The organism is Bacillus sp. B1-b2 (assembly GCF_009183415.1).
Classification (GTDB): domain Bacteria; phylum Bacillota; class Bacilli; order Bacillales; family Cytobacillaceae; genus Niallia.
Genome location: NZ_WEHU01000005.1, coordinates 133,942 through 160,188, shown reverse-complemented (window position 1 = coordinate 160,188; position 26,247 = coordinate 133,942). Strand labels below are relative to the sequence as shown.

Sequence of the window (26,247 nt, the reverse complement as noted above, 5' to 3'; positions counted from 1 at the left end):
TTCTTCCATTGCTCTTTCTATTTTTACTTAGCTCTGTATCTATCTTAGTAAGAGGCTAATAACTCTATTATTTTGTCTTCTATTATTTTTCCTTCTTCCTCATCTACTAAATGATTGAATAGAATAGAGAAAATATATTCTTTGCCATTTTTGCTTTCTACATACCCTGATAAAGAGCTAACAGCAGATAATGTTCCAGTCTTAGCGTAAACTTTTCCTTTTGTATTTTCTGAGTTTAGTCGATTTCTTAATGTTCCACCTACTAATCGATCTTCTTCTCCTGAAATAGGTAAAGAAGTCATAAAGGTTGGAAACCAACCTTGTTTTTGAATAGAATATAGCAACAATGTGATGTCGTTTGCAGTGACTAAATCAATAGGAGAAACACCTGAACCATCACGAATAAGCATATTAGAGGTTGGTACAGAAAGAGTCTCAAGTTCATCGGTTAATGCTATTAATCCTTTTTCAAAACTACCTTCCCCTAATCTTACCACTCCCATTTCTTTCACTAATGTTTCTGCAATGGTATTATTGCTTAATTTCATAAAAGGAACTAATAGCTCTGATAACGGGATAGATTTATGTGTAGTTAGAAGTGAAGCGAGTTGTGGTGTCGTTCCTTTGAATGCTTCTCCCGTTACTTTAATTCCTTGTTTTTCAAGAGATTGCCGGAAAATATCTAAAGTATAACTAGTAGGATCATCAATAGGAACCCATTCTTTTACCACTTTAGTGTTTATTGGTAGTTCTCCTTCAATAATGACTTCTTTACTGTTATATTTTTTACCCACTTTTATTGTATTTTTGTTTTCTTCTTTAACTGTAATTGCATTATTAATGATTTTTAGTTCATTTGTGTTAGGTTCCGAATCAATTTCAATACTCTCCCCTATTTCATCTGAAGGTCTTAAATGGAGTAAAACTGTACCAGCATCATACTCTTTATTTGGTGACAGTGTTAAAGCGGAGACAGGTGCACCATAATAGGTTGTAGTATCACTCCAAGCTAAATCTACCGAGTACGGCTCTTGATCATACCAGCTATCATCTGCGACTATGTCTCCTTCTATTACGGAGATACCATCTTTCTTTAAGTTTTGCGCCAACTTATCAAGATTTTCTGGTGAAAGACTAGTATCTCCATTCCCTTTTATGTATAGATTCCCTTTTAAAGTACCTTTTTCTACTTTTCCATCACCATAAACTTCTGTAATAAATGAATAATCCTCCCCTAAAATTTGGAGAGCTGCTGCTGCTGTAAATAGCTTCATATTTGATGCTGGTGCTAATCTTACATCGGCCATATTTTCAAATAATAGTTCTCCTGCTTCTCTATCTCTAATACTGATACCTGCCAAGCTTCCTTGTAATTCCGATTCTGTCTCTAACAATTTTTGTAAGGTCAGTAAAAATGAATCAGTATGCACAGTATTATTAGCATATACAGGAGAAAGTGCAGCCAAGTTTCCACTGCCAAGTAGCAACATAGTTAATGTGATAATGAAAAGTACTCCTAGCTTCTTTTTAATCATAAAAAACCCTCCTTGTAACAAATGTATAGTATGGACAAAAGGTGAAGGTTTTAATCTTTTTATGGGAGATAAGATTGATTAATGAATGTCATTTGTACAGCTCTAAATAAAAAAAGTCCCCCAACCATGGAAGACTTGACATCTACACTTTTTCTTAATGCTGACATCCAGGACAATAAAAGCATTTTTTAGAGGAAAGCTCAATAAATACGATGGTATCTTGGCATCTTGAACAAGTAGTACCTTCCATATCATACACTTTACAATGATTATTATAGCTGCCTGTTTTCTGATCATTTTTATAAAGAGGATGCTCCATATATCCTCCAATCTCTGTAGCTGATTGTAAAATAAAACGGATAGAATGGTATAGTTGTTTCTGTTCTATTTCCTGTAAATCTTCTATTTTCCTAGTAGGAAGTATTTTGGCATGATAGCAAATTTCATCAGAATAACAATTTCCTATTCCAGATAAAAAATGTTGATCTACTAGCTTTAACTTAATGTTTCCTCTCTTGTGCTGTAAATAATCTAAAAAATTGGCTTCAGTAAATTGATAATAAGTAGGCTCTGGTCCTAAGTCCTTTAATTCTTCTTCACATTCTTGAGGAGTTAATAAATGTAAATATCCTAATCTTAAACCAATAAAGTATAAATGCTTATCTCCGAATGAAAGCTGAATTTGAATGGTACGTTTTGGTTTCTCTTCTTCTGTTCCGTAAAACATCCATCCTCCTAGCATTAAATGCAAAAGTAAGATTTTATTAGTAGATAGATGAAATAATAGATGCTTAGCTTTTCTCTCTATGCGAACGATAGACGAACCCTTTAGGTGGTTAATAAAATCGTTTGATGATATGTTAATCGATTTTTCACGATTGATAGTAACAGAATGAATAGGTTTATTCACTAATAGTTGACTAAGCTGTATTCGGTAGTTCTCCATTTCTGGTAATTCAGGCATATGATTCTCTCTCCTTTATTTTTCCTTAGTATTTTCGAAAAGAGAAATTATATAAGAAAACAAAAAACATTCTATGAGAAAAGAATAACTTGTTCATAGAATGTTTATGTATTTAATCTACTATAGGTTCCTTCTTAACAATTTGATACCCTAGCTCTTCAATAGCATATTGAATGCCTTGTTCCAGAGTAGAAAAGGTAGGTAAATTGTTTAAATCTGCACCAGAATGAATAATTTGCATACTAAGACTTGGACTAATTCCAACTAGTACACAATTTCCTCCAATTAATTCAATCGCTTTGATTAGATGTTGTAATCGATGAATAATAAATCCGTCAAACTCCTTAATTCCTGTCAAATCAAGCAATAAGTAACTTGCACGCTTTTGTTTGAATTCACTTAATCCTTTTTGAAGTAAATCCTCAAAGCGTTCCTCATTAAACTTTCCGATTAAAGGGATAGCTAATATACCATTCATCACAGGCATAACGGGGGTAGACAGTGTTTTAATAAGGGTTGAGAGTTCTTCTGTTCTACGATCAACCTTTTGTTCTAACTCATTAATATATGCTTGTTCTTTTTGCCTTGCCAATTCATGGATATTCTTATTGGGAGTAATTGTTGAAGGGAATATTTTCACTTCATCATACTCATCCCCATTCATCTTACTTTTTTCTAATGAGTACCACATATTCTCCTTGAATAATCCACTAAATACACCCGCCCAGTGACAAGGTAAAAGTACCGCTGATTGCTCTGAATTGATAGAACGAAGAATACGTTGTTCCCAGGAGTTTCTGAGCTGTACAGTTACTGTTTTTGCTTCTTTATCGTAATTTAAAATTTCGATATTACCCCAACCAGCACTTGAATAAATTTCACTATACTTTTTCATTACTTCTTCCACCGTATAATGATTTTGATAGTACTCATTTACTAGTAAGCCCATTCGAAAGCCAGTTGCCTCAAAGACAGTATTAGAGGCATCAGAGCCTGAAATCTCCATTATGGTGCTAAAAAATATTTCAAAAGCTGAATCCCAGAACAATAAAGCTGGTGCTCCGTCAAAATGAAATACTCCATCAAGTGTATTCCAAGAAAATTCGCTTGATTCTATTTTTATGGATTTATTATCTGTCATTCTAACCCCTCCCGGTTACACTTCATCCATTATCTTTCTAATGCAATTCCTAAGTTAAATAAGAATAAATAGGCTAGTTTTATGCTCTCTGCTAGCGTCATATTTTTATCAAAACCATTAATTTTATCTAATGGAAGATTTAGTTCCCATAACCCATCCTTATCATTGAACAATAATTGAAAGCTCGCTGATTCTTCCTGTAAGTTTGCATTAATATAGTTACGGATATCTTTTTCCTTCTTTTTAGGCAATTGAAGACCGAGAATTAACTCATACGTACTAAATACGGAGTCCACTTCTATCATAAAGGATTCTGCTGATATAATTTCAAAGGCAGATGATTCTATGTAAAGATAGTTCTCTATGTTTTTTTCAAAGTAGTTCATCTGACTATCTAAAAATGAGTAAGGTAAATCTGACTCCACAGTTTCGTCTGTTTCTTTATTTACTAGTTCCAAATAAAGATCTGAAAACCTATCTACACTGTTTACTACCTCCACATTTGCAAAGGTTTCTGTTAAGTGATTGAATTCTTCCTCTAGTAATAACACTTTATCTGTATCTTGCTTTTTTATATATGTTTCCAGCTTTTTTAATAACAATGTCATGCCTCCTTTATTTAGTTTTAACGGCTTCTACTTTGCTTTTTTCTATTCTGATTGATTTTGTTTTTTGATGTAGTGGAAGTATTCCCTTTATTATCCCATTTTTTATCTTTTGGTTTGTTAGCTGCTTCTCCTTTTTTCTTTCCGTTAGTAGTACCTCTAGCATCATTTTTCTGATTATAACTTCTAGAAGGTTCTCTTTTTTCTTTTTTCTCACTTTTAGGTTGTTGTAGCTTTTCTATCTTAATCGATAAATCATTTTCAATTGTATCCAATAAAGGGCGATCATCAGAGGAATAAAAAGTAAAGGCAACACCTTCTAATCCTGCTCTTCCTGTTCTCCCAATTCTATGCACATAAGATTCTGCATCTAAAGGAATATCATAGTTAAAAACATGGGTAATTCCATCAATATCTAACCCTCTAGCAGCAACATCTGTAGCAATAAGAAGTTGATATTTCCCGTTCCTAAACTCTTTCATTACTTGTTCTCGTTTTGCCTGAGATAAGTCTCCATGCAGTTCACTGCAGTTAAATTTATTAGAACGCATTACTTCATATAATTTACTTACTCGACGTTTTGTCCGACAAAATATAATCGCCATATAGGGATTATGTTCTTTAATTAAAGCCATTAGTGTACCTTGTTTTGCTCGGTCAGGAGTATGTAAACTATACTGCTTAACAGTTAAAGCAGGACCCTGTTTTTTCTCAACAGTAACAAATTCAGCATTTCTTGTATACTTTTGGGCAAGTTTTTGTACTTCTTTTGAAATGGTAGCCGAAAATAACATAGTTTGCCTTGTGTTTGGTGTGCGTCTAACGATATATCCTATTTCTTCCAAAAAACCAATATGAAGCATTTGATCAGCTTCATCTAATACTAGATAAGAAAGTTGTTTTAAATCAATATTGCCTCTCTTTATATGGTCAATAAGGCGCCCAGGTGTTGCTACTACTATCGTCACATCATTCTTCAATGTGTTTAATTGTTTTTCTACATCTTGTCCACCATATACAGCAAGAATTTGGATAGCTTCTGCCTTTACTTTATTTAATTCTTCTGTAATTTGTATAGCAAGCTCTCTTGTAGGACTCACAATTAATGCTTGTATAACCTTTTTATTTGGATCTACTCTTTCTAAGATGGGTAAACCGAAAGCAAAAGTTTTTCCAGTACCTGTTTGTGCTTGTGCAATTATATCTTTTCCTTTTAATAGTAAAGGAATGACTTTTTCTTGTATTGGTGTTGGTTCTTTAATTCTTTGTTTGTTTAGTTGAGTGATAGACTCAAGTGAAATTCCTAATTCTTTAAATGATTGCATGCTTTCCCTACTTTCTTTACTATCTATTGCGATAGCCATTCTTTATTTTGGCTGTTTCTCTATAAAATATCAAGTAATTCCTTTAGAACACAAGCAAAAAAAGAGCCAGATGAACGTTTGACGTACATCTGGCATCCTTTTTAGCTATGGCTCTTTATTTCGTTTACTATTTCATTAAGTGCATCACTTGCTTGTGCTTTCTTCATATTTTCTATTAAATGTAGCTTATTGGTCTCCATTTTTTGTAAAGACTTAAATAATTGTTCAGATGTTAGAGACTCTTCCTCTAACATATAAGCATATCCATTTTCTGAAAATACTTTTCCATTTAGAATCTGATCTCCTCGACTTTGTTGCTTTGTTAAAGGAATAATTAACATGGGAATTTTTAAAGCTAGAAACTCAAAGATGGAATTGGATCCACCTCTAGTAACTACATAGTCAGTAGCAGCTAAAATGTCTGGTAGTTCTCCATGAACGTACTCAAATTGTTTATATCCAGTTCGTATATGTTCATTGGAAACATTCCCTTTCCCACATAGATGAACAATTTGATAGGTTTGTAGTAAGGTATCTAGATTTTCACGGATGATGTCATTGATTTTTTTGGCCCCTAAGCTTCCGCCCATAATGGTTAGAACTGGCTTCTCGTTGTGAAATCCTAAATAATCTCTCCCTTTAGTAGCAGATCCTTCCAATATTTCTCTTCTTATTGGTGAACCTATTGCTTTTGCTTTCTCGCTTGGAAGATAACGTAATGTTTCTTCAAAGGAGGTAAATATCTTAGTTGCAAAACGTACAGATAATTTATTAGCTAATCCAGGGGTTAAATCACTTTCATGAAGGATAACGGGAATTTTTAACGTATTCGCCGCTATAACAACTGGCACTGAAACAAATCCGCCCTTCGAGAAAACAACATCTGGCTTCTCTTTTTTCAACACTTTTCTAGCATCAAAGCAACCCTTTATCACTTTAAATATGTCCTTGATATTTTCCTTAGAAACATAACGACGTAATTTCCCACTAGAAATAGAATAATAGGGAATATCTAATTTCCCTATAAGTTCCTTCTCAATGCCAGCCTTGCTTCCTATGTAAGAAATGCTCCAATCTTCTTTCTGTAGTTCATTTATTAAGGCAATATTTGGTGTAACATGTCCAGCAGAGCCGCCACCTGTAAATACTATTTTTTTCAATCTAAAAACTCCTATCCTATCATCGTACTAAATATCAAAAAAAGAGCTAGCCCGTAACGCTAGCTACTTCATCATAATATGCTTATTAAACTAATTTCAGTATTTCTTTTATGGCATATGCTACACCATCATCGTTATTGCTTTTCGTTAAATCACTAGCTTTCCGTTTGATTTCGTCAGGTGCATTCTCCATTGCGAAAGAACGGGTAGAAACTTCAAATTGAGTAACATCATTGCCTCCATCACCAAAGGAGTATATCTCATCAAAAACTACTTTTTTAAGATTTTCATACCTTCTGATGGCTTTTCCTTTTTGTGCTTCACTTGAGGTAATCTCACAATTATTTGGAAAAGAAGAAGAAAATGAAATCGTATCAAACTGCTTTAATTGATTCTTAACATCTTTAATTCTGTCCATTTCCGTTTCAGCAACCACTGCAATCAACTTATATATCTTAACATCTTTTAAATGAGCAATCATGTCATAATCCTGATTGTCGAATAAAGCTTGTATTTCGTCCCATGACTTTCCTTTTAATCCTGGTAAAGTACATGGAAAACCACCTTGATTGGTATATACGAGAATGCCAACGTTTAGCTTTTGTAATTCAGTTAAAACCGATTGGTAAACTTCCATGGATATTTTAGTCTCATAAAGAAGTTCTCCTGAAGGATGATACATCATACTTCCGTTTAAGCATATAATTGGTAATTCTAATTCTTTAACACCGTTTACTTTAATGACATCAGCATATTGACGACCTGTATTTAAAATAACATCTACATTATTTTCTTTTAATTGTTGAATTACCTTTTTATTGTTTTCTGATATTTGGTGCTGGTCATCTAATAAAGTACCATCTAAATCAAGCGAAACACATTTCAACAAACCATTTTCCCCCTTACTAACTTGCTTTACAGCATCTCTATTATTTTATCATAACTAGCAATAGTTCTTTTACTTAATTAACTGTTGTATAAAGTGGCTTTAATTTCCTTTCAATCTCAGCTCTTTGCGGCTCAAGAAATGGCGGTAATGCTAAAGATTCTCCTAGATGCTCGACCTCTTCGTCTGTAGCAAATCCAGGGCCATCTGTTGCAATTTCAAATAGAATACCATTTGGTTCTCTAAAATAGAGAGACTGGAAATAAAAGCGGTCTACAAAGCCTGAGTTTTGGTATCTCTCATCATTTACTGTTTCAATGCATTCATATAATTCCTCTTCACTATCTACACGGAAAGCAACATGATGCACACCGCCTCTTCCTAATCTTTGCACGTTTAAATCTGTTCTTTCCTCTACATGAATTTCCGTACCTGTTCCCCCTTCACCTGTTTCAAGTACTTGGATATTTGGTTGCCCATTAATGGGTGATGCATATTCCCCAATTAATCTATAACCCATCATCTCTGTTAAAACACGCATAGTGGATTCTTTTCGTCGAACAGTTAGTTGAACTGGTCCTAAACCAGTTATCGCAAAATCTAATGGAATTGGGCCTTTTTCCCAGGGAACACCAGAAGCAACTCCATTGTTTTTTTCGTCTGATACTAAGAAAAATCGCTGTGATTCTAGCCCGCTAAATTCTATTGTAAGACGGTTAGCTCTTTCGACAATTCCACTATTGCTTACTCCTAATTCATCAAAGCGATTGATCCAATACTCTAATGCTTTATCATTAGGAACTCTTAGAGAAGTGGCAGAGATACTACTTATTCCTTCTTGATTTGCTGCCAAGTTAGGTATCTCAAAAAAGGTTAACTCAGTACCTGGATTTCCTATTTCATCTCCATAAAACAAATGATAGACAGAAGGGTCATCTTGATTGACTGTTTTTTTTATAAGTCTTAAGCCTAATACCTTTGTATAAAATTCATAATTTTCCTTAGCTTTAGCTGTCATAGCTGAAATGTGATGGATACCTTTAATTTTCATATTTGACCAACTTTCTTAAAAATATTAAATTTAATTGTGCATATGTATAATTATTGATAAATTAAGGATAGCTAATATTTTTAAATGAAGGGATTTGTTTTATGAGCCATACTAATATTACCCTACAAACTATTGAAAAGGCACATATTTTCTATTTAAATAAAAGCTTACATCAATATATCGATAAGGTAACTTCTTATATTCTAACAGGTATAAACAAATTAGAGCATGTATTTTTAATTGAAAATGATCGGATTTTTTCTTTGATTATGAAAAATCTACCGAATTCTATTATGCCTGAAGAAATGAAAAGAATTCATCATATTAACAATTATGATTATTATTTTTCAAGTGGGAGCTTTAATCCTCCATATATTTTTGAATACTTGAATAATGAATTAGATTATTATATGCAGAACAAACTTCCTTTCCGCATTTGGGCTCATGTAGAGTGGGCGGCAGATGAGGGAGTAAAAGAGATTTTAGTGGAATTTGAGAGAGAAGCAGATGAAATTGTTCAAAATAACCAAATTTTACTGATTTGTGCTTATGAAGAAGATCGATTATCGCTTTCCTTAAAAGAACCTTTAATGAGCTGTCATGAATATATCATGACAGATGATGATCTAGTGTTATCTACTAATTATAGAAAGAAATAATAATAGCATTTTCTATTTATGTTCGGCTTATAAACACCTAATCTATCTGCACTTATCTAGAGAGATTAGGTGTTTATAAGCATATTCTCGTTGCAAAGTAATGGACTACACTTTATTATTTTTAATCCAATTAAGTGTTTCTGCTATTCCTACGTTATAAGCTGTATTCGGTACAGGACCGATCGTTTGTTCATACTTTACACCATTTAGTAAAATAGGATTTTCATTTAAATACATCATTTCCACCATTTCTTTCATAAACGGGTGGAAAATTCCCATCATACGAATCATAGATTTGTTAACCATCCTAAAAGATTTTGTATATCCAAATTCCTTTTGAAGCAATTGATGAATTTCTTCTCCGCTTATAGGAAAGCTTGAGGGTATATTCCAATGTTGATTAAAGGTGTCTTCTCTTAAAGCTAGCTCTACTAAAGCTTTTGCTCCATCTCTTGTGTATAAAAATTCTCTTTTTATTTTTTTATCTCCCACATAATTGGCCACTTTATTTAAACAAACATTTTTTAATGTTTCATACAATATAGTATTTTCGGCATTAGGACCATATGAGTCAGGCAAATGGCCAATTAACCAGGGGATATTCGATTTTTTTATTCTATTTTCCATCATTAATCGAATGTTCCCCTTTTTAGTATGAGGCATTTTGGGGGAGTTCTCCGTAACTTTTTCTCCTTGATTTTTTCCATATACATAGATATTATCGGTAAAAACAAGCTTTTTATGGTGTATTTCTGCAGCTTGAATGACTGTATCTAAACAGGTAAGATGCTTCTCCTCCCACTCTTCATATGGAAAGCTTACTGCATGGAATATAATATCTACTCCAGAAACAGCTTGAGTTACGTCTTCACTATTAAGAGCATCACCTACTACTATTGTAATTTGGGGATTATCTACATAAAGTTTTCAACTTGTGTTTACTCCTAGAAAATGCTACTACATCAAACCCTCTGCTTACCCACTCTTGTACTAACGCAAAACCCATTCCACCAGTAGCACCTAATACTAATGCTTTCATTAAGGAGAACATCCCTTCTTTTTATTAACCAATGGTCAATTAACTGTTTTAAAAAGCTCTAAATCTATTCTAATGATTTAGAGCGCTTTCCCAAATAATCCTTTTAATATAAATTGAACATGTGCTTTGGCAGCAGATTGGGCTTCTTCTATCCCATCTACATATCCCCGATAATGGCAAACAAAGCCATGAAGAGCAAGAAATGCAGAATATATATCCTTGTATTCTAGCTTATTATCAGAAAGTACACTCAAAGTCTGTGCAAATTTATCATAACTCGTATTTGCAGCACTTTGTGAAAGACTATCTACTTCCTCGTTTTTAACTAAAAACATCATTTCATATTGACTTTGATGATTTAAACCAAATTCTATAAAGCGATACAGCACTTGATAAAGCTTTATAGAATGATCTTCAGGACCTTGTATGGTTTTTTCTAATAGATTATTTAATTTAGAGAAATCTTCCTCTACTATGGCATAAAATAACTCTGCTTTATTGTTGAAATGGTAATAAATAGCTCCATGACTACACTCAAGTTGTGCTGCAATACTACGCATGGAAACATGTTGATACCCTTTTACTACAAAAAGAGCACGTGCCTTTTGAATAATTAGTTCTCTTGTTAGTTCACTTGACTTATTTTTACGTGCTGACATGATAACTCCTTTAATTGACCACTGGTTAATAATAAGTATACCATTTGATAGTAAATGAATAAAGGAAGTGTTTTCCATAATTTTCGACAATAAAGTGGTTCCAGTTTAATGAAACCACTTTTTGATTCCTTCATTATAGTTTAATGGTAAGTTCGACAGGACAATGATCACTGCCTAACGTATCACAGTGAATCGTTACATCTTCTATTTGGTTTTCTAATTGAGTAGAAACGATAAAGTAATCGATTCTCCAACCAATATTTCTTTCTCTAACTTTGGCCATATAAGACCACCACGTATAGACATCTGTTCTATCAGGATACAGATAACGGAAACTATCTACATATCCTACATTTAATAGATTTGTCATCTCTGCTCTTTCTTCTACTGTAAACCCAGAATTTCCAATATTGGTTTTAGGGTTTTTTAGGTCGATTTCCTTATGAGCAACATTTAAATCACCACAGTATATCACGGGTTTTATACTCTCTAGAGATTTCATATACTCTTGTAATTGCTTTTCCCATTCTAAACGATAAGCTAAGCGACTTAAATCTCTTTTAGAATTCGGCGTATACACATTTAGTAGAAAAAAATCTTCGAATTCAAGTGTAATAGCACGTCCTTCCAACTCTTCAAAATCCTCTCCTATCCCATAGCGAACAGATAGTGGTTCGTTTTTCGTAAAGACAGCTGTGCCAGAATACCCTTTTCTTTCTGCATAATTCCAAAATTGATGATACCCTTCTAATTCTAACTGTATTTGACCTTCTTGAAGCTTTGTTTCTTGAAGGCAAAAAATATCTGCATTTGTCTCTTGGAAAAATTCTAAAAATCCTTTTTTCACACAAGCGCGAATTCCATTAACATTCCATGTTACTAATTTCATAGTAGTTCTCCTTCACATATCTCATTACTAATATACTAGATTATCATGAAATGAGCTTCTATCAAAGGAAAAGTACTTGGAAACTTGGAAGATAGCCTACACAAATTATGTTTGCAGATTTACGTTTGGAGCTTCTTTATCAGCTCTTTTTATTATTTTCTCCATTCCACTCACAATACTATTTCCGTACAGCGGCTTACCATGACCTGTGTAAAGAATTTTAGGGTTTAACTTGATCAATTTCTCTATTGACTTGAGCGCTGTTGCTCTATCAGGTGTAAAGTATGCAGGTGGGCTGTGGATTTCCTTTTTTTGCGTTATGACAGAAAATAAAGACTCTTGCTTTACTGTAGTTAGTGCATCTCCAGCAAGCAATAGACCATCTTCTTCTCTAAATAAAGAAATATGTCCGCATGTATGTCCAGGTGTGTGAATCCATTTCCATCCTTTCAAAAAAGGTATAGTTGTCTTAGAAGATAAGGAAACAATTTTAGGTTTTAGGTCAATTCCATCTCTAGGATAGAATGGTGAAAGAAAAGACATAATCCCCTTTACTTCAAAGGGCCTTGCAGCTGGATATCGTTTCTCTCCTAATAAATATGGTACTTCTTGTTCATGCAAATAAATGGGTACATTCCATAATTTAATTAATGTTTCTAAAGCACCAATATGATCAAAATGTGCATGTGTTAAAATAATGGCTAATGGCTTTTTAGAACCAAATAACTTTTGTGTATTATTTAAAACAAGAGAAGAACTAAAAGGTATCCCTGTATCCACTAATACCCAATCACTTTTATCTTCTCCTAAGCCTGATATGTAGGCTATATTAGCAATGAAAGTACGAAAACCAATCACATTTTCTCCGATTTGCATGTTCTTTACACATCCTTTTATGATTATTGTGACCAAATAATCGTTTAAGATGTCTATTTTAGAACTATTTACAAAAAAAGAACCAGCCTAATTAATAGACTGGCGCTTTTGTCCTATTTCTTACTTTAATGACATCCAAGTTTCAATATAATGAATAGAAATACTTACATCATCATTTACATAATGATTGCGTACTTTATTTAATTCCTGATTCATGTAAGAAAGTGACTTTCCGTAGAAACTAATATTTGCTCCTTCGGCTGATTCTCCCGTTTCAACTGCAATTTGAATTGGTTTCTTTGCATTTTTTGCATATTGAACTTCTTCTTTTACTAATACATTAATTCCATTTGCACCAGTTGCAGTGTTTCGATAAGCCATTATAGTTGTATAATTAGCCTGGTTAATAGCCCATTTTGCTAAATTACTTGTTCCAAATTTGTTATTGAAAGTGATTGTATTAAACCAAAATGGCATATCTAAACCAATTGGAAGGCCTAGCTTTTTACTTTTGGCAACACTTGTTTTAATGGTTTCTTGATATGCTAGAACGGTATTATTTAGATCGGTGCTCCATCCACTCAGTAAATAGGGTTCTACATCAAGATGAACACCAGAAAAACGTTGATCCACATTACTGCTATTCTGATAGTTTGTCAACCATTTAAAAAATGTTCCCATTTTATTATTTTCATTTGTATAAATCCAATCAGCTGAGCCATCTAGTGCATGTACTTCTATATTACTTTTTCTAGCATTAGTTATAAATTGTTGATAAATCGAGTTAGGAATATCTGCATCAATCTGTAAATAAACATTTTGGACATTATTATTTTGAAGAAATTGGATGATTTTTGTTTCCTCTTTATAAAGAGACCACGGGTTCCATATCCAGGTAGATTGTGTTTGAAGTGTTGCTGCTTGTATGTTCATAGAAGGTAATAGTGAGAATAGTAAAATAGTTGCTATTAAAAATTTTTTCATGATAAATCTTTCCTTTCAGAAAAAGCCCAATCACTCCTCTAAAAGGGTGAACTGGCAACTTGGCAACCATACGTAGAATACGTTTAGGTCCATAGCTTTGCGTCCTTGCTTTTCAACAAGTTTGCCTTTTTTCAGTTAATTTTTATTTAACTTGATTATAGCTTATGCAGTTCTAATATACTAGTAGAAAAGTCGCGTATTATGCTAGTATTATCTTCCATTTAAAACACCTAATTCTTACTCTTTTAGTATAAAATAGTTGCTTGCTAACTTAAATCAGTGTAAGATAGCAGTAATTAAATAGTAATGATCACTTGATGATCGCCTTCGGGGTAGGGTGAAATTCCCAACCGGCGGTGATGAGTAGAAATACTCTAAGCCCGTGACCCGGTTTACGAATGTAAAGCGGTGGATTTGGTGAGAAACCAAAGCCGACAGTATAGTCTGGATGGGAGAAGGCAAAAAAGTCATATTATATGACTTTATTTAAGTATGTATATAATGGACATTTTTTTTAAAAACAATAGCTATAGAAGAATGACCTATTTGATTAACTGGTTTATGCTACCTATTTTTCTTTAGACAGTGTTTGAACCTAATAGGCTTGTTTAATTTTCTTTAAAATAAGACTCTTCTTTGCTATATCCTTTTATCTGGGAAAAATGTGCCGAAATTATACTCTTATTTGTCGTTTTCTAAAACCCCGTATAGTTCCTATGCGGGGTTTATTTGTGTATTTTTCTAGAAAAGTTTATATATTTTCCATACATTAATGATCCTACCCTAAGGACTATTTAACTGTTGGAAAGGAGGTTACATAGTGTTTACTGGTTTAGTTGAAGAGCTCGGTACAGTTAAAAAGATAAATAAACATGGTCAAACTTTGTCTCTTACTGTTCAAGCACAATTGATACTAGAAGATATGCATATTGGCGATAGTATTGCTGTTAATGGTGTTTGCTTGACGGTTACTTCCATGACAAAGAGCCTTTTTACAATGGATGTGATGCCAGAAACATTTCATGATACAACACTTCGAGAGCTGAAAGATGGAATGATTGTTAACTTAGAGCGAGCTATGCATGCAAATGGTCGTTTTGGCGGACATTTTGTTTCAGGCCATATTGATTGTATTGGAAGCATTCTTTCTCAGCAACAAAAAGAGAATAGTACCTTATTGGAGGTTAAAATTCCAAAGGAATATCTTCATTTAACAATGGAAAAAGGATCAATCACGATAGATGGAACAAGTCTTACTATTTTTAACACAACAGATACATCCATTGTAGTATCCCTTATTCCTCACACAGCTAAGGTAAGCATTGTAGGCAATAAAATAATAGGTGACAAAGTGAATCTAGAGTTTGATCTTTTAGCAAAGTTTTTTCAAGCTCATATTAGTCGCAATTCAGATTCAATAGAGAAACCGACAAGTAGAGTTACTACAAGCTTTTTGAAAGAAAACGGATTTTATTAAGTCCTTATAGAAAGGAATAAATATATGTTTAGTTCCATTGAAGAAGCAGTCACAGATTTAAAAAATGGCAAGCTTATCATTGTATGTGATGATGAAGATCGAGAAAATGAGGGGGATTTTATCGGGTTAGCAGCACATGCAACTCCTGAAATGATCCATTTTATGGCTAGAGAAGGCCGTGGTCTGATTTGTGTTCCTATAAATGAAAAACTTGCAAATAAACTAGACCTACCTTTCATGGTAACAAATAGTAGTGACCCAAGAAGCACCGCCTTTACAGTAAGTATTGACCATAAAGATACTTCTACAGGTATAAGTGCACATGAACGTTCCTTAACTATCATGAGTATGCTCGAGGAAAATGCTGTGTCTAGTGATTTCACACGCCCAGGACATATTTTTCCTTTAATTGCAAAAGAAGGTGGAGTTTTAACGAGAAACGGACATACAGAAGCTGCGGTAGATTTAGCTATACTAGCTGGAGAGCAGCCAGTTAGTGTTATTTGTGAGATTTTAAACGACGATGGCACCATGGCAAGAGTAAACGATTTAAGAAAAATAGCAGATAAATTCCAAATGAAAATGATCACAATTAAAGACTTAATTCAATATCAAAAAGAAAAAAGATAAAAGGTGGAGAAAAAAATGAAACAAGTATTTGAGGGTAATTTAATTGGTACAGAATTAAAAATTGGAATTGTTGTGGCAAGGTTTAATGAATTTATAACAAATCGCTTGCTAGATGGGGCAGAAGATGCACTAAAAAGACATGGTGTAAACGAAAGTGATATCTCCATCCTTTGGGTACCAGGGGTATATGAAATCCCTTTAGCAGCAAAGAAATTAGCTAGCACAAACAAGTTTGATGCTATTATTACATTAGGTGCTGTTATTCGCGGTGCTACTCCCCACTTTGACTTTGTTAGTAATGAAGTAGCCAAAGGAGTTGCTAATGTCTCTTTAGATAAAGAAACACCAGTTATTTTTGGTGTTATTACGACAGAAAATATAGAACAAGCCATAGAAAGAGCTGGCACAAAAGCTGGAAATAAAGGCTGGGAAGCTGCGGTTAATGCGATTGAAATGGGTAATCTATATAGAGAATTAAATAAGGTGATTCAAAACTAATATAGATCGAGAAAGGGGAAAGAATTAGGTTTCCCCCTTTTCTCGATCTTTTTTGTTTATTCTTAGTTTACATAATAATATTATTATAAACTATTAATTTCCTTACATACTGCTACTGTTAATTCTTCTGTTAGCTCTTCTAATTTCGGCTGAATAAGACTATTTGTCATCGATGGGAACGTACCAGTAGAATGTATTTCTAAATATCCAATCATCCTAGTTTTATTAGGATTCAATTTTTTAACCTTAAAGTAGCCTTCTCCCTTAAAACGCTCATTAAGGCCTAGCAAGGAAAAGCTAAGCATGGAATTCTCTTCCCATCCCTGAAAAATCACTTCTAATTCAACCCTTTTCTTTATAAAACCGTAATCAAGTTTAAATTCCCAAGTAGAAACTTTTTCATTTATTATTTCATGACTAACATATCCAGGTACTAAAGGAGCCCAATTATTCATAAGTCGGATAAAATTCCATACAGTATTTATATTAGCAGAAACGTTAACAGCATGCTTTTTACTTGGCATTCCTCACACTTCCCTTATTTATATACTCTATTTCTTATCCTATTCTAATAATGGAGCTGTTATGATCTATTCTAGTTTACATAATAATATTATGGTTATCATAAATAATCAGATAATTCCATATCCATCGCTTTTTCTTTTTGCGCGTCTGATACATGGGTATACTTTTGGGTTGTATTTAAATTCGTATGCCCTAATAATTCTTGAACAGTACGTATATCACGGCCATCCCGTACAAGATGTGTAGCAAAAGTATGTCTTAGTTTATGACTTGAAATCCCCTTTGCTTTCCATTGTAAATGAGGATATTCTTCGTCTACTTGGCTACAAATTCTCTCTGTAATCTCTTGAATTCTCCTTCTTGAAATCCTTTTTCCTCTTCGTGAAATGAAAATTGCATCTTCCTGTCCCTTCATTGGTAAAATTCTATCTTCCTTTATATATAAATGTATTTCATTGATTAGCTTGCTAGGTAGAGGAATATAACGGGCTTTATTTCCTTTTCCAATCACGTATATTCCTTTTTGCTGTGTATGAATAGAGGTAAGATTTAAAGCGTGAATTTCCATAACCCGTAATCCAGCAAAAGCCATTAATCCGAGAATAACCTTGTTTCTTCTCTGATGCTGTTTTTGTGAGACCTTTTCGATCATGCTAAAAAACGACTTTAACTCTTCTTTCTCTAAATAACTAGGTAATTTCCCTTTCTGTTCCTTCGCACTTTCCAAATCAATGGCAGGGTTTTTAGCAACTAGCTCATAATCTACTAAACATTTAAAAAAGGATCTTACAGCCGTTAACCGTCGATTTCTAGTAGTTGATGCATTCGATCTTTTCGTTTTTAGCTCATTCATAAACATGGTCAGTTGAATTTTCTTTACATCATTTAAATCTACTCTTGTTTCGTTTTTACGTGTTATGTATTCCAAGAAAAAGTATATGTCTCTTAAATAGTTATCAATAGTAAATCTACTATAGTCCTTATTATCCATTTCGGTTTGGAATATCGTCAGCTCTTCCTCGTACCATGAAAATAGTCGTTCTTTGGTTATCATTTATGTATCCACCAATCTATTAATATGTACTATTAGTATACTATAGATCGATAAAAACCGCACATAAGAGATATTATGCGCGGTAATGCAGACAGAAGTCCTACGTTAGAACGAAAATATCATTTGTGTGTTATTACCTATTTGTTTTAGAAGGTAAAATTGGGATAATTAGTAATAATAATGGTAATGTGTGGGGGTGACTAATTGAAAATTATATTTATTCTTTTAAGTGTGCTGAATTTATTTGATGGCATTTTTACATACATAGGTTTGAGACTTCAGTTAATCACAGAAGCTAATCCTCTTATGCATTTTATGTGGACTACCTCTCCAAGTTATTTTCTGATTAGTAAAACAATACTGTCATTACTTCTTCTATATTTAGCCTATTCATTTAGTACCAAACATACTCATGTTTGGAAATTTATTCTATCTGTCCCACTCTGTTTGTATACTGCTGTATTTTTTATCCATATTAGTTGGCTAACTGTGTTTGTATCAATCTAGTTTACCATAATCTTATTATGGTATTTACTGAATTATCATTTTTTATTAATGGATGTATCGTATGGAAAATTCGGAGTTACAACGTTAAGGTAAGCAAAAATTAAAAAGCCTAAATTCCCATACTATAAGTGAGAATTTAGGCTTTGGTTACTTCGTGAAAGTGCCTGTTCTATTAAGACATGTGTATCTTTTAAATAATGATCGATTAAAACGGAGTGACTTTGATAGAATCATTAAAAAAAGGAATGTTACGAAAATTTTTTTCTATATTATCAACTATCTGATTTTTACTATTATTTTGCCTTTTGCCCTTCCTGTTTCCGCATAATCCATCGCTTTTTGAGCTTCTTCAAAAGGAAAAACTTTATCAATTATAGGTTTGATTTTACCAGTCTCAATAAAGTTTGCGATTATACGTAATTGCTCTCCACTTGGTTTCATAAACAAAAACGTATATGGAACATTATGCTTTTTTTCAAACGCAGTAAGTTTATTACTTGCTATAGAAAACAACAACGTTTTAAAAAATCCGGAACCATATTCTTTACCAAAACGAGCATTTGGTAATCCCGAAACAGAAACAATTTTTCCTCCGCTTTTTATCACTTCAAATGATTTTTCGAGTGTCTCGCCACCAAGTGTATCGAATACAGCATCATAGTTTTTCAGTATCTCTTCAAATTTTTCTGTCTTGTAATTAATAATTTCATCTGTACCAAGAGATTTCACTAAATTTGAACCAGCATCACTTGCAGTCGTTGTAACGGTGGCACCCATTAATTTGGCTAGTTGTATAGCAAAGGTGCCGACACCACCAGCACCAGCGTGAATTAAAATCTTTTGCCCCTTTTGCAATTGCAAAATATCATATAGTGCTTGATAGGAGGTTAACCCAACCAACGGGATCGATGCTGCTTCTTCAAAGCTTAAATTTTTGGGTTTTAAGGCGATGTCCTCTTCATGTATTGCGATATATTCAGCAAAAGTACCTATTTTGCTCTTACGTGGACGTGCATATATTTCGTCACCAACATTAAAACGAGTTACTTTTGCGCCAATCTTTGTAACGACACCTGAAAAGTCATTCCCTAAGATAAGAGGCATTTTATACTTAACTAACAATTTCACTTTCCCATCGCGTATCTTAAAATCAATAGGATTAATACTAGCTGCATGAATTTCTGCGAGTACCTCATATTCACCAATTTCAGGTGTGGGCATTTCTGCTATACGCATTGGAACTTTACCATACCTATCAATAACCATTGCTCTCATATTCTATTCCTCCAAATAATGTGTGTTTAAATTTCATCATTTCTATAAAAGTTCTGCATGAACTTATCAATATCTAACACAAGTGTTCTTAATAAACCTAATTCTGTACGTAAATTAATATAATAAAAGTTTTTTGTTCCCTCTTTACGCATTAAAATAACTCCAGCATCTCGTAGAACCTTAAGATGATGGGACACAGCAGGTCGAGAAAGATGTGTTTGTTCTGTGATTTTACCCACGCGTAATCCTGTTTGACAATCCGTCCCCATTAGAACTAACAAGATCGATTGGCGAGTTTCATCACCAATTGCCAATAATACTTTCTGACAATTAATAAAATCTTCTTTGATTATATTTAATTGTTCCTGTTTATTCATTCAGTCTAGCCTCCAATAATCAGTTTAATGGTTTAAGTTGATGAACCATATAGCTGAATACAACAATATACTATTGAAAAGTTACGTGCAATATTGAGAAAGAAAATCGAGACGGATACATTTTAGAGGGGAAGCATTATACTTTTTAATGTTCAGTAACTTAAAAATATTTGATGATTTTTCTAAGAATTAAAGTAACTTTAGTAATCCAATTGATCCGTTAAAGAAAATAAATGCTAGCTAGATAACCTAGAGTTCCTCTAAAAAGAAGAATGATATCAATATAGAAAAACAAAAAAAGCAGTTGAAAGAGTAAGTTTGAACTGCACCCCAATTGTTAGACACTTGTCTAGCAATTGGAGGTGCAGTTTTTTATATGACTAAATATACAAGTGATTTGAAATTAAATATTATTCAAGGCTATAACCCGAAAGTAATTTCTCAAAAAGAATATGTAAAACAAATTGGTATAACTAGAGCACAATTCCAATATTGGTTAAAGTTATATGAATTACATGGAGAAGAAGGTCTTAAAAATTCCTATACAAACTGTTCTGTTAGTTTTAAACTAGATGTACTAAACTATATGGTTCAATCTGGTGCGACACTAATGGATACTGCAGCTCTCTTTAAAATCTCTAGTTATACAATGGTGTATGATTGGCAGAGAAAAATGGAAGTTGGCGGTATAGAAGCCCTAGAACCGAAACAAAAGGGGCGTCCATCCGTGAAAAAGAAACCTATTAAACAACCTAAACAAGCACCGGCTAAAGGATCTGTAGAAGCACTTGAAGCGCGTATTAAACAACTAGAAATGGAAAATGAGTATCTAAAAAAGTTGAATGCCTTAGTTCAAAACAAGGAAAAATCACCAAAAAAGACAAAGCACTAGTAGTCTACGAATTAAGGCATAAATACTCGGTGAAGGAACTCGTAAGGCTAGCTGATATTCCACGTAGCACATATTATGATTTAGTAAAGAGATTGAATCGACCAGATTCAAATAGTGACTTAAAAGCTGAAATAAAGGCTATTTATGAGGAACATGAAGGTCGTTACGGTTACCGCCGTATACGTGATGAGCTAACGAATCGTGGGCAAAAAGTGAATCACAAAAAGGTTTAACGTATCATGAAAGAACTTGGCTTAAAATGTTTAGTACGGATGAAAAAATATAAATCTTATAAAGGTACTGTTGGGAAAATTGCACCAAATCATTTAGATCGTCAATTTACAGCCGATGCACCAAATCAGAAGTGGGTAACGGATATTACGGAGTTTAAATTATTTGGCGAGAAGCTTTATTTATCACCTGTATTAGATTTATTTAACGGAGAAATTATCACTTATACAATAGGCTCTAGACCAATATATTCACTTGTTTCGGAGATGTTAGAGAAAGCCCTTGAACGCTTACCAGAAGAACATAAACTACTGATGCATTCAGATCAAGGTTGGCATTATCAGATGAAACAATATCGTCATGTCCTTCAAAAAAGAGGAATTAAACAAAGTATGTCTCGTAAGGGAAACTGTTACGATAATTCAGTGATGGAGAATTTCTTTGGGATTATGAAATCAGAATTCCTTTACTATAAGGAATTCAAAAATGTAGAGCATTTTAAACAAGAACTTAAAAAATATATGGAATATTATAATTCCAAACGGATAAAGGCAAAACTCAAAATGAGTCCAGTACAATACCGAACTCATTTTGAGCAAGTTGCCTGATGAAATAACCGTGTCTAACTTTTAGGGGTCACTTCAGTTTCACTCTTTCAACTGCTTTTATTATTCTTTTCTTCTTCTTCTGATTAAAAACCATGCTAAAAATACAATAACAAGAGGAATTAATACAGGAGACAATCCAATGATAAATACGATGGAGCTGGAGAAAAAAGCTAAGATGCTATTAATTGTAGTAATGAAAAGTCCTTTTGCTTTTTCCCATGTATCAAATGATTCCTGTTTATCTATGCTTCCAACTGCTACTAATTCTTCTTGTAGGTTAATAGTGACTGTAGAGTAATCAATATTATTTTTTAAATAATTCATCCTTCCAAGTATTTGTTCTTTTTCTTCTTGAACGGTTGCTAAATCTGCCGAAATTTTTAATAAATCCTCTGTTTTCTCTGCTTGATCCAATAAGGTTAGTAATCTTGTTTCTACTGCATTTTTTGCCTTTAATCGTGATTCTAAATCGACGTATTCCTCTGTTACATCATTACCATTAATACTTTTATCTAGAAGTTTTACTCCTAACTTCTCTACATTGTCAATAAATGCTTGAAACTGCTCTTGAGGGATTTTTACGGTGATGTTGCCATTAATAAAATTTTCTCCTTCATTATAGATAGAGGAATTTACAACATATCCTCCTGCACTGTCCACTTTCTTTTCAATTTCCCCTTCTATCTTCTCGTAGTTTTTCACCTCCATAGAGAGTGAGGCATTATAAATAACCAAACGCTCTGATTGGCCATTACTTATATCATCCGTCTCACTGCTCTCTTCCAATTCCTCTGACTCTCCTGTATTGGCAGTAGAAGTATCTCCTTGTTTTAAATCTTGCACAGCCATCTCTGTAGTAGATTCACTACTTTGATTACCTTGACCAGCACTGCACCCTGTAACGATTAATAGCATGCTAAAAATAAATGGCCATATAAATTTCTTGCTTTTCACGTTAGTATCACTCCTTATTTAGCTCTCTTTCTTGCTTAGACGAAAAGTTTGCAGATAAGTTTCAATTCTATTACAAATTAATTACTACTTTTTATTGTTTTTTTGCTAAGAATGCGGCTTATCTATTTCCATGTTACAGAAATCTCCTGCTAATGAGAAAAAGCAATCTCTAATAGTGAATCTTTACTTCACTAGAATACTGGTGATAAATCAAGAACACCATCATACAATGATAAAGAAGCATACATTGGCATATGGAGGGAAACAATGAAGATGGATTGGAAGAGAGAACTTACGTTTCAAAATCTTCAAGAAAAAAACATGACCTTTGATATTGTTTTTCAGCGAATCCTTTCTTTTATGCAAAAAAATCCTAGAGGAAATTTCCAACTGATGATTGGGACTGATTCTCAAGTACATGCAAGACAAACTACTTTTATTACTGGGATAGTGATCCAACAAAAAGGAAAAGGAGTTTGGGCATGTATTAGAAAAGAGATTGTGCCTAGAAAGATCCTTCAGCTGCATGAGAAGATTTCCTATGAAACCACTCTTACTGAGGAAATTGTAAGCTTATTGACGGACGAGAGAAAAAATAGATTAATCGATGTAGTTTTACCAAACATTTATCAGGGAGCAACCTTTACGATGGAGGGGCATATTGATATAGGTGCAGGAAGTAGGAATAAAACAAAAGAATTTGTAAAAGAAATGGTCACAAGAATTGAATCAATAGGCATAGAGCCTAAAATAAAGCCAGATTCTTTTGTAGCCTCCTCTTATGCGAACAGATATACAAAATAAAAAGCCTGTCCAATAAAGTACAGGCAAAATCATAAGTTTATTCTTTAGTAGAAGCAATTTCTTCCGACATCTTTTTATTTCTATTAATAAAGTGAATAATAAAAGTGATAATAAAAGCCATAATTAAAATGGCGAAAAATACATAATGATTTAACTCATAACCAAAAATACCAGCGAACATTTTTAGTGCGATAATTCCAATTAGTACAAATGCTGTATTTTCCAATTCGGGAACTTTGTCAATAAGGACTAAAAATACTTTAGCTACTGTTCTCATCATAAGAATACCTAACATTCCTCCAATAAGAAGAATCCAAATTTCGTCCGAAACAGCTAGAGAAGCAAGGATACTATCAACGGAGAATGCTAAATCCATTAATTCTACGGAAATAACTGTTGCCCAAAATAGACCAAAAGCACGAATCATCCATCCAGTTTTCTTTACTGAAGTGTTCTCTTCTTCCTCTTTATTTAACCAGAAATGCTTAATAACAATCCAAGCTAAATATGCAGCACCTATTACTTTAATCCATGTAAATTTAATTAGGTATACACCAAGTCCTATAAAGAGAAAACGGAAGAAATATGCCCCGAATAATCCGTATGTTAGTGCTTTTTTTTGCTTATCTGGTGGTAAATTCTTGACCATTACTGCTAAAACAAGGGCATTATCTGCAGATAATAATCCTTCTAATATAATTAGTGAGCCAATTAATCCCCAAGAAACAGGGTCTGATAGCACCTTCACCCACATTTCCCAATCAAAAAATGATGCGTAGGTTTGTAATATTTGATGTAGAACGTCCAATTAAAAAGCCTCCAATAGTGAATAAGTATTGATATGGAAGCTATTATACTCCTCTGAATTTCAGATTTCAATCTAATTACCCATATATTAAAAGATTTGCCTCCTTATTCTTCGTAGATCATTTTAACCGTCATTCCTCCATCAATTGTAAGATTTGTTCCAGTGATAAAGTTATTTTCATCGTTTGTTAAAAATAAGCATGCTCTTGCTACATCCTCTGGTTTTCCTACTCTGTTAGATAAGTGCTGGTTATGATCTATTTCTCGCAAACTGTCATAGTCTTTTGTTTCTATCCATCCTGGAGAGATGCTATTTACTGTTATATTATCTGTTGAAAGTGTATTCGCAAGAGAATGTGTAAGTGCAATAATGCCACCTTTACTTGCACTGTAGCTTTCTGTATGTGGCTCTGACATATATGCTCTTGTAGAGGCCATATTGATAATAGAACCACCACTTGTATTCTTTCTCATTTCCCTAGCTGCTTCTCTTGAGCAAAGGAATACACTACGTAAATTAGTATGAATAACATTGTCCCATTCATCTATAGTAAGCTCATAAAATGATTTGAAATTACTTATGCCTGCATTATTGACGAGGATATCGATTTTACCAAAAGTATTGATTGTTTTTTTGATTAATTGAATGACATCCTCTTCTTCTTTTACATTTGTTTTAACAAACAAAATATTTTCTGGATGTAATGCATTTTTAGTTATCTTTGTTCCATTTTCTATATCTAAATCTGCCAGTACTACCTTTGCCCCTTTTTGTATGTAGGCTTCAGCTATGCTTTTACCGATTCCATTACTTGCTCCTGTTACAATTACGACCTTATTTAAAAAACTCATTATACATCCTCCCTCAAATTCTTACCTTTATTTTATCTAGAAGTGATGGGAAAAACAAAAATAAACTTCTCCAAGTACAAGAGAAGTCAGCTTATTCACAAAAGTGATTTAGGGAGATTAACAGTAATTTTATGCAGCTGATCTACGTTCCAGGGGTGAGACTCCTATTCAAAGGGATTATTAAATATACTACCTTATTCCCTCCTGAATTTCTTTTTCGAGATTGTCTACAAGCTGTCTTCTCTTAGTACAGGAAAAGTCTTTAATTTTCTCTTGATTAATTTTCACTCACTATTTCCACTTCACTAAATAGTTCTTTCCATAAGTCATCATTATTGTTCCACTTATCATGTTTTGGAAATTCAACAACACTTACATGAGTAATTGGCCAATTTTTCTCTTTCATCGTATCTACATCTGTATGATTTATGATTAAAATATGAAACTCATTTTTTACTAAATCAGTTAATATTTCTTCTAATTTTAGCGTATCAGCAAATGAAGCTTCTGTCCGAACAAATAAGATTTTCTTCCCTGTTTCAAGGTAATGTAACAATCTTTCTGATCTTCTATCTAATTTCCTTTTCACTTCTGGATATGTGATTAAATTTTCTAGTGTATTTTGATCTGCTTTAAAGTCATGACTAGAAACAATACCGTATGCTTGATCATGTACTACAAGGTATTTTTCTATAGAATCAATACCTGTTGAGTAGCCAGTAGCTAGTAAATTCTCTTTCAGCATAAATCCTTCAAACCGATTTTCAAGAAGTTTATTTACACTTACAAGGGAGGGAGAAGACATCCAATCTAGTGGACCTGCAAAAGGACGTAGATTTAACTTTCTCAGCTGAATACCTGCTAAACACAAATCACCTAAACTAAATATAGCGTCATAGCTTCCTTTTATTTCAGATATACTCATTACATACCACCTTCTTTTG

Annotated in this window: 28 protein-coding genes, 2 pseudogenes and 2 riboswitches; of the genes and pseudogenes, 8 read left to right on the top strand and 22 right to left on the bottom strand. The window is 33.3% G+C overall.

The annotated features are described in order from the left end of the window. Window positions 1–44 precede the first annotated feature (44 nt). The 8 genes from dacB to F9279_RS06760 form a co-directional block, all read right to left on the bottom strand. Window positions 45–1,535 carry a D-alanyl-D-alanine carboxypeptidase/D-alanyl-D-alanine-endopeptidase gene (gene dacB / locus F9279_RS06795; RefSeq protein ID WP_152112036.1) on the bottom strand — a complete coding sequence of 497 codons (1,491 nt, stop codon included), beginning with the start codon at window positions 1,533–1,535 and terminating at the stop codon, window positions 45–47. A 154-nt stretch (window positions 1,536–1,689) separates the two neighbouring features. Next, on the bottom strand, window positions 1,690–2,499 hold the full coding sequence (locus tag F9279_RS06790; protein ID WP_152112035.1) for an Fpg/Nei family DNA glycosylase: 810 nt from the start codon (window positions 2,497–2,499) through the stop codon (window positions 1,690–1,692). A gap of 112 nt (window positions 2,500–2,611) precedes the next feature. After that, the gene (locus F9279_RS06785) at window positions 2,612–3,640 is read right to left on the bottom strand and encodes an STAS domain-containing protein (protein ID WP_152112034.1); all 1,029 of its coding nucleotides are present in this window, start codon (window positions 3,638–3,640) and stop codon (window positions 2,612–2,614) included. 29 nt (window positions 3,641–3,669) lie between these two features. Further along, window positions 3,670–4,242: a branched-chain amino acid aminotransferase gene (locus tag F9279_RS06780; RefSeq protein WP_152112033.1), complete on the bottom strand. Its 573-nt coding sequence runs from the start codon at window positions 4,240–4,242 to the stop codon at window positions 3,670–3,672. A 23-nt stretch (window positions 4,243–4,265) separates the two neighbouring features. Beyond that, window positions 4,266–5,609 carry a DEAD/DEAH box helicase gene (locus tag F9279_RS06775; protein ID WP_226793324.1) on the bottom strand — a complete coding sequence of 448 codons (1,344 nt, stop codon included), beginning with the start codon at window positions 5,607–5,609 and terminating at the stop codon, window positions 4,266–4,268. Window positions 5,610–5,710: 101 nt separating this feature from the next. After that, window positions 5,711–6,769 (bottom strand): undecaprenyldiphospho-muramoylpentapeptide beta-N-acetylglucosaminyltransferase, encoded by a 1,059-nt coding sequence (locus F9279_RS06770; protein ID WP_152112031.1) that lies wholly within the window; start codon window positions 6,767–6,769, stop codon window positions 5,711–5,713. An 85-nt stretch (window positions 6,770–6,854) separates the two neighbouring features. After that, the gene (locus F9279_RS06765) at window positions 6,855–7,658 is read right to left on the bottom strand and encodes an HAD family hydrolase (RefSeq protein WP_226793320.1); all 804 of its coding nucleotides are present in this window, start codon (window positions 7,656–7,658) and stop codon (window positions 6,855–6,857) included. A 73-nt stretch (window positions 7,659–7,731) separates the two neighbouring features. Beyond that, window positions 7,732–8,706, bottom strand: a complete 975-nt coding sequence (locus F9279_RS06760; protein WP_152112030.1) for a ring-cleaving dioxygenase — start codon at window positions 8,704–8,706, stop codon at window positions 7,732–7,734. A gap of 101 nt (window positions 8,707–8,807) precedes the next feature. Here F9279_RS06760 and F9279_RS06755 point away from each other — a divergent pair, with 101 nt between their 5' ends. After that, window positions 8,808–9,365, top strand: a complete 558-nt coding sequence (locus tag F9279_RS06755) for an MEDS domain-containing protein (protein ID WP_152112029.1) — start codon at window positions 8,808–8,810, stop codon at window positions 9,363–9,365. 105 nt (window positions 9,366–9,470) lie between these two features. Here the strand turns inward: F9279_RS06755 and F9279_RS06750 are convergent, their stop codons facing one another. The 6 genes from F9279_RS06750 to F9279_RS06730 form a co-directional block, all read right to left on the bottom strand. After that, a complete protein-coding gene (locus F9279_RS06750) occupies window positions 9,471–10,262 on the bottom strand; it encodes an NAD-dependent epimerase/dehydratase family protein (protein WP_264298235.1) in 792 nt (263 codons plus the stop codon). Window positions 10,263–10,275: 13 nt separating this feature from the next. Then, window positions 10,276–10,404: a hypothetical protein gene (locus F9279_RS25925; protein ID WP_264298232.1), complete on the bottom strand. Its 129-nt coding sequence runs from the start codon at window positions 10,402–10,404 to the stop codon at window positions 10,276–10,278. Window positions 10,405–10,481: 77 nt separating this feature from the next. Continuing rightward, the gene (locus F9279_RS06745; RefSeq protein WP_152112027.1) at window positions 10,482–11,063 is read right to left on the bottom strand and encodes a TetR/AcrR family transcriptional regulator; all 582 of its coding nucleotides are present in this window, start codon (window positions 11,061–11,063) and stop codon (window positions 10,482–10,484) included. 133 nt (window positions 11,064–11,196) lie between these two features. Further along, entirely contained in the window at window positions 11,197–11,952 is a 756-nt protein-coding gene (locus F9279_RS06740) for an exodeoxyribonuclease III (RefSeq protein ID WP_152112026.1), read from the bottom strand. Between the two features lie 105 nt (window positions 11,953–12,057). Next, window positions 12,058–12,828, bottom strand: a complete 771-nt coding sequence (locus F9279_RS06735; protein WP_152112025.1) for an MBL fold metallo-hydrolase — start codon at window positions 12,826–12,828, stop codon at window positions 12,058–12,060. 120 nt (window positions 12,829–12,948) lie between these two features. After that, window positions 12,949–13,812 carry an amidase gene (locus F9279_RS06730; protein WP_152112024.1) on the bottom strand — a complete coding sequence of 288 codons (864 nt, stop codon included), beginning with the start codon at window positions 13,810–13,812 and terminating at the stop codon, window positions 12,949–12,951. A 50-nt stretch (window positions 13,813–13,862) separates the two neighbouring features. After that, a riboswitch (cyclic di-GMP riboswitch) is annotated at window positions 13,863–13,948 on the bottom strand. A 183-nt stretch (window positions 13,949–14,131) separates the two neighbouring features. Then, a riboswitch (FMN riboswitch) is annotated at window positions 14,132–14,276 on the top strand. Between the two features lie 356 nt (window positions 14,277–14,632). Between F9279_RS06730 and ribE (F9279_RS06725) the strand changes: the two genes are divergently transcribed. The 3 genes and pseudogenes from ribE (F9279_RS06725) (at window position 14,633) to ribE (F9279_RS06715) (ending at window position 16,417) form a co-directional block, all read left to right on the top strand. Further along, a complete protein-coding gene (gene ribE, locus F9279_RS06725; RefSeq protein ID WP_152112023.1) occupies window positions 14,633–15,289 on the top strand; it encodes a riboflavin synthase in 657 nt (218 codons plus the stop codon). 24 nt (window positions 15,290–15,313) lie between these two features. Continuing rightward, a pseudogene (gene ribB / locus F9279_RS06720) lies at window positions 15,314–15,913 on the top strand (3,4-dihydroxy-2-butanone-4-phosphate synthase); the annotation flags it as partial. Window positions 15,914–15,934: 21 nt separating this feature from the next. After that, the gene (ribE, locus tag F9279_RS06715) at window positions 15,935–16,417 is read left to right on the top strand and encodes a 6,7-dimethyl-8-ribityllumazine synthase (protein WP_152112021.1); all 483 of its coding nucleotides are present in this window, start codon (window positions 15,935–15,937) and stop codon (window positions 16,415–16,417) included. Window positions 16,418–16,500: 83 nt separating this feature from the next. Here the strand turns inward: ribE (F9279_RS06715) and F9279_RS06710 are convergent, their stop codons facing one another. Together F9279_RS06710 and F9279_RS06705 are read right to left on the bottom strand one after the other, a co-directional pair. Then, window positions 16,501–16,941, bottom strand: coding sequence for a CoxG family protein (locus F9279_RS06710; protein WP_152112020.1), 441 nt, complete (start codon window positions 16,939–16,941; stop codon window positions 16,501–16,503). A 98-nt stretch (window positions 16,942–17,039) separates the two neighbouring features. Beyond that, complete coding sequence (locus F9279_RS06705) at window positions 17,040–17,996, bottom strand: tyrosine-type recombinase/integrase (protein ID WP_152112019.1); 957 nt, start codon at window positions 17,994–17,996, stop codon at window positions 17,040–17,042. Between the two features lie 204 nt (window positions 17,997–18,200). Between F9279_RS06705 and F9279_RS06700 the strand changes: the two genes are divergently transcribed. After that, window positions 18,201–18,503: a DUF5658 family protein gene (locus F9279_RS06700; RefSeq protein WP_152112018.1), complete on the top strand. Its 303-nt coding sequence runs from the start codon at window positions 18,201–18,203 to the stop codon at window positions 18,501–18,503. A 276-nt stretch (window positions 18,504–18,779) separates the two neighbouring features. On the opposite strand, the gene F9279_RS06695 is transcribed toward F9279_RS06700, so the two are convergent. After that, entirely contained in the window at window positions 18,780–19,778 is a 999-nt protein-coding gene (locus F9279_RS06695; RefSeq protein WP_152112017.1) for an NADP-dependent oxidoreductase, read from the bottom strand. Window positions 19,779–19,804: 26 nt separating this feature from the next. Continuing rightward, window positions 19,805–20,155, bottom strand: a complete 351-nt coding sequence (locus F9279_RS06690) for an ArsR/SmtB family transcription factor (RefSeq protein ID WP_152112016.1) — start codon at window positions 20,153–20,155, stop codon at window positions 19,805–19,807. Window positions 20,156–20,531: 376 nt separating this feature from the next. Between F9279_RS06690 and F9279_RS06685 the strand changes: the two are divergent. Beyond that, a pseudogene (locus F9279_RS06685) lies at window positions 20,532–21,886 on the top strand (IS3 family transposase). A 60-nt stretch (window positions 21,887–21,946) separates the two neighbouring features. Here F9279_RS06685 and F9279_RS06680 read toward each other — a convergent pair. Beyond that, complete coding sequence (locus F9279_RS06680; protein WP_152112015.1) at window positions 21,947–22,840, bottom strand: DUF4349 domain-containing protein; 894 nt, start codon at window positions 22,838–22,840, stop codon at window positions 21,947–21,949. Between the two features lie 130 nt (window positions 22,841–22,970). On the opposite strand from F9279_RS06680, the gene F9279_RS25095 reads away from it, so the two are divergent. Further along, window positions 22,971–23,111: a hypothetical protein gene (locus F9279_RS25095; RefSeq protein ID WP_193224493.1), complete on the top strand. Its 141-nt coding sequence runs from the start codon at window positions 22,971–22,973 to the stop codon at window positions 23,109–23,111. Then, window positions 23,108–23,644, top strand: a complete 537-nt coding sequence (locus F9279_RS06675; RefSeq protein ID WP_152112014.1) for a ribonuclease H-like YkuK family protein — start codon at window positions 23,108–23,110, stop codon at window positions 23,642–23,644. The genes F9279_RS25095 and F9279_RS06675 overlap by 4 nt, the downstream gene beginning before the upstream one ends. Before the next feature lie 37 nt (window positions 23,645–23,681). On the opposite strand, the gene F9279_RS06670 is transcribed toward F9279_RS06675, so the two are convergent. The 3 genes from F9279_RS06670 to F9279_RS06660 form a co-directional block, all read right to left on the bottom strand. Then, the gene (locus F9279_RS06670; RefSeq protein WP_152112013.1) at window positions 23,682–24,452 is read right to left on the bottom strand and encodes a TerC family protein; all 771 of its coding nucleotides are present in this window, start codon (window positions 24,450–24,452) and stop codon (window positions 23,682–23,684) included. Between the two features lie 104 nt (window positions 24,453–24,556). Beyond that, window positions 24,557–25,303 carry a glucose 1-dehydrogenase gene (locus tag F9279_RS06665; RefSeq protein WP_152112012.1) on the bottom strand — a complete coding sequence of 249 codons (747 nt, stop codon included), beginning with the start codon at window positions 25,301–25,303 and terminating at the stop codon, window positions 24,557–24,559. A 277-nt stretch (window positions 25,304–25,580) separates the two neighbouring features. Then, on the bottom strand, window positions 25,581–26,228 hold the full coding sequence (locus F9279_RS06660) for a DUF1796 family putative cysteine peptidase (protein ID WP_152112011.1): 648 nt from the start codon (window positions 26,226–26,228) through the stop codon (window positions 25,581–25,583). Window positions 26,229–26,247: the final 19 nt, after the last annotated feature.

Bases quoted from the DNA above. Each gene is read 5' to 3' on its own strand.
- dacB (WP_152112036.1), bottom strand. From the start codon at position 1,535: ATGATTAAAAAGAAGCTAGGAGTACTTTTCATTATCACATTAACTATG.
- F9279_RS06790 (WP_152112035.1), bottom strand. From the start codon at position 2,499: ATGCCTGAATTACCAGAAATGGAGAACTACCGAATACAGCTTAGTCAA.
- F9279_RS06785 (WP_152112034.1), bottom strand. From the start codon at position 3,640: ATGACAGATAATAAATCCATAAAAATAGAATCAAGCGAATTTTCTTGG.
- F9279_RS06775 (WP_226793324.1), bottom strand. From the start codon at position 5,609: ATGGCTATCGCAATAGATAGTAAAGAAAGTAGGGAAAGCATGCAATCA.
- F9279_RS06760 (WP_152112030.1), bottom strand. From the start codon at position 8,706: ATGAAAATTAAAGGTATCCATCACATTTCAGCTATGACAGCTAAAGCT.
- F9279_RS06755 (WP_152112029.1), top strand. From the start codon at position 8,808: ATGAGCCATACTAATATTACCCTACAAACTATTGAAAAGGCACATATT.
- F9279_RS25925 (WP_264298232.1), bottom strand. From the start codon at position 10,404: ATGAAAGCATTAGTATTAGGTGCTACTGGTGGAATGGGTTTTGCGTTA.
- F9279_RS06745 (WP_152112027.1), bottom strand. From the start codon at position 11,063: ATGTCAGCACGTAAAAATAAGTCAAGTGAACTAACAAGAGAACTAATT.
- F9279_RS06740 (WP_152112026.1), bottom strand. From the start codon at position 11,952: ATGAAATTAGTAACATGGAATGTTAATGGAATTCGCGCTTGTGTGAAA.
- F9279_RS06735 (WP_152112025.1), bottom strand. From the start codon at position 12,828: ATGCAAATCGGAGAAAATGTGATTGGTTTTCGTACTTTCATTGCTAAT.
- F9279_RS06730 (WP_152112024.1), bottom strand. From the start codon at position 13,812: ATGAAAAAATTTTTAATAGCAACTATTTTACTATTCTCACTATTACCT.
- ribE (WP_152112021.1), top strand. From the start codon at position 15,935: ATGAAACAAGTATTTGAGGGTAATTTAATTGGTACAGAATTAAAAATT.
- F9279_RS06710 (WP_152112020.1), bottom strand. From the start codon at position 16,941: ATGCCAAGTAAAAAGCATGCTGTTAACGTTTCTGCTAATATAAATACT.
- F9279_RS06705 (WP_152112019.1), bottom strand. From the start codon at position 17,996: ATGATAACCAAAGAACGACTATTTTCATGGTACGAGGAAGAGCTGACG.
- F9279_RS06695 (WP_152112017.1), bottom strand. From the start codon at position 19,778: ATGAGAGCAATGGTTATTGATAGGTATGGTAAAGTTCCAATGCGTATA.
- F9279_RS06690 (WP_152112016.1), bottom strand. From the start codon at position 20,155: ATGAATAAACAGGAACAATTAAATATAATCAAAGAAGATTTTATTAAT.
- F9279_RS25095 (WP_193224493.1), top strand. From the start codon at position 22,971: ATGTTACAGAAATCTCCTGCTAATGAGAAAAAGCAATCTCTAATAGTG.
- F9279_RS06675 (WP_152112014.1), top strand. From the start codon at position 23,108: ATGAAGATGGATTGGAAGAGAGAACTTACGTTTCAAAATCTTCAAGAA.
- F9279_RS06665 (WP_152112012.1), bottom strand. From the start codon at position 25,303: ATGAGTTTTTTAAATAAGGTCGTAATTGTAACAGGAGCAAGTAATGGA.
- F9279_RS06660 (WP_152112011.1), bottom strand. From the start codon at position 26,228: ATGAGTATATCTGAAATAAAAGGAAGCTATGACGCTATATTTAGTTTA.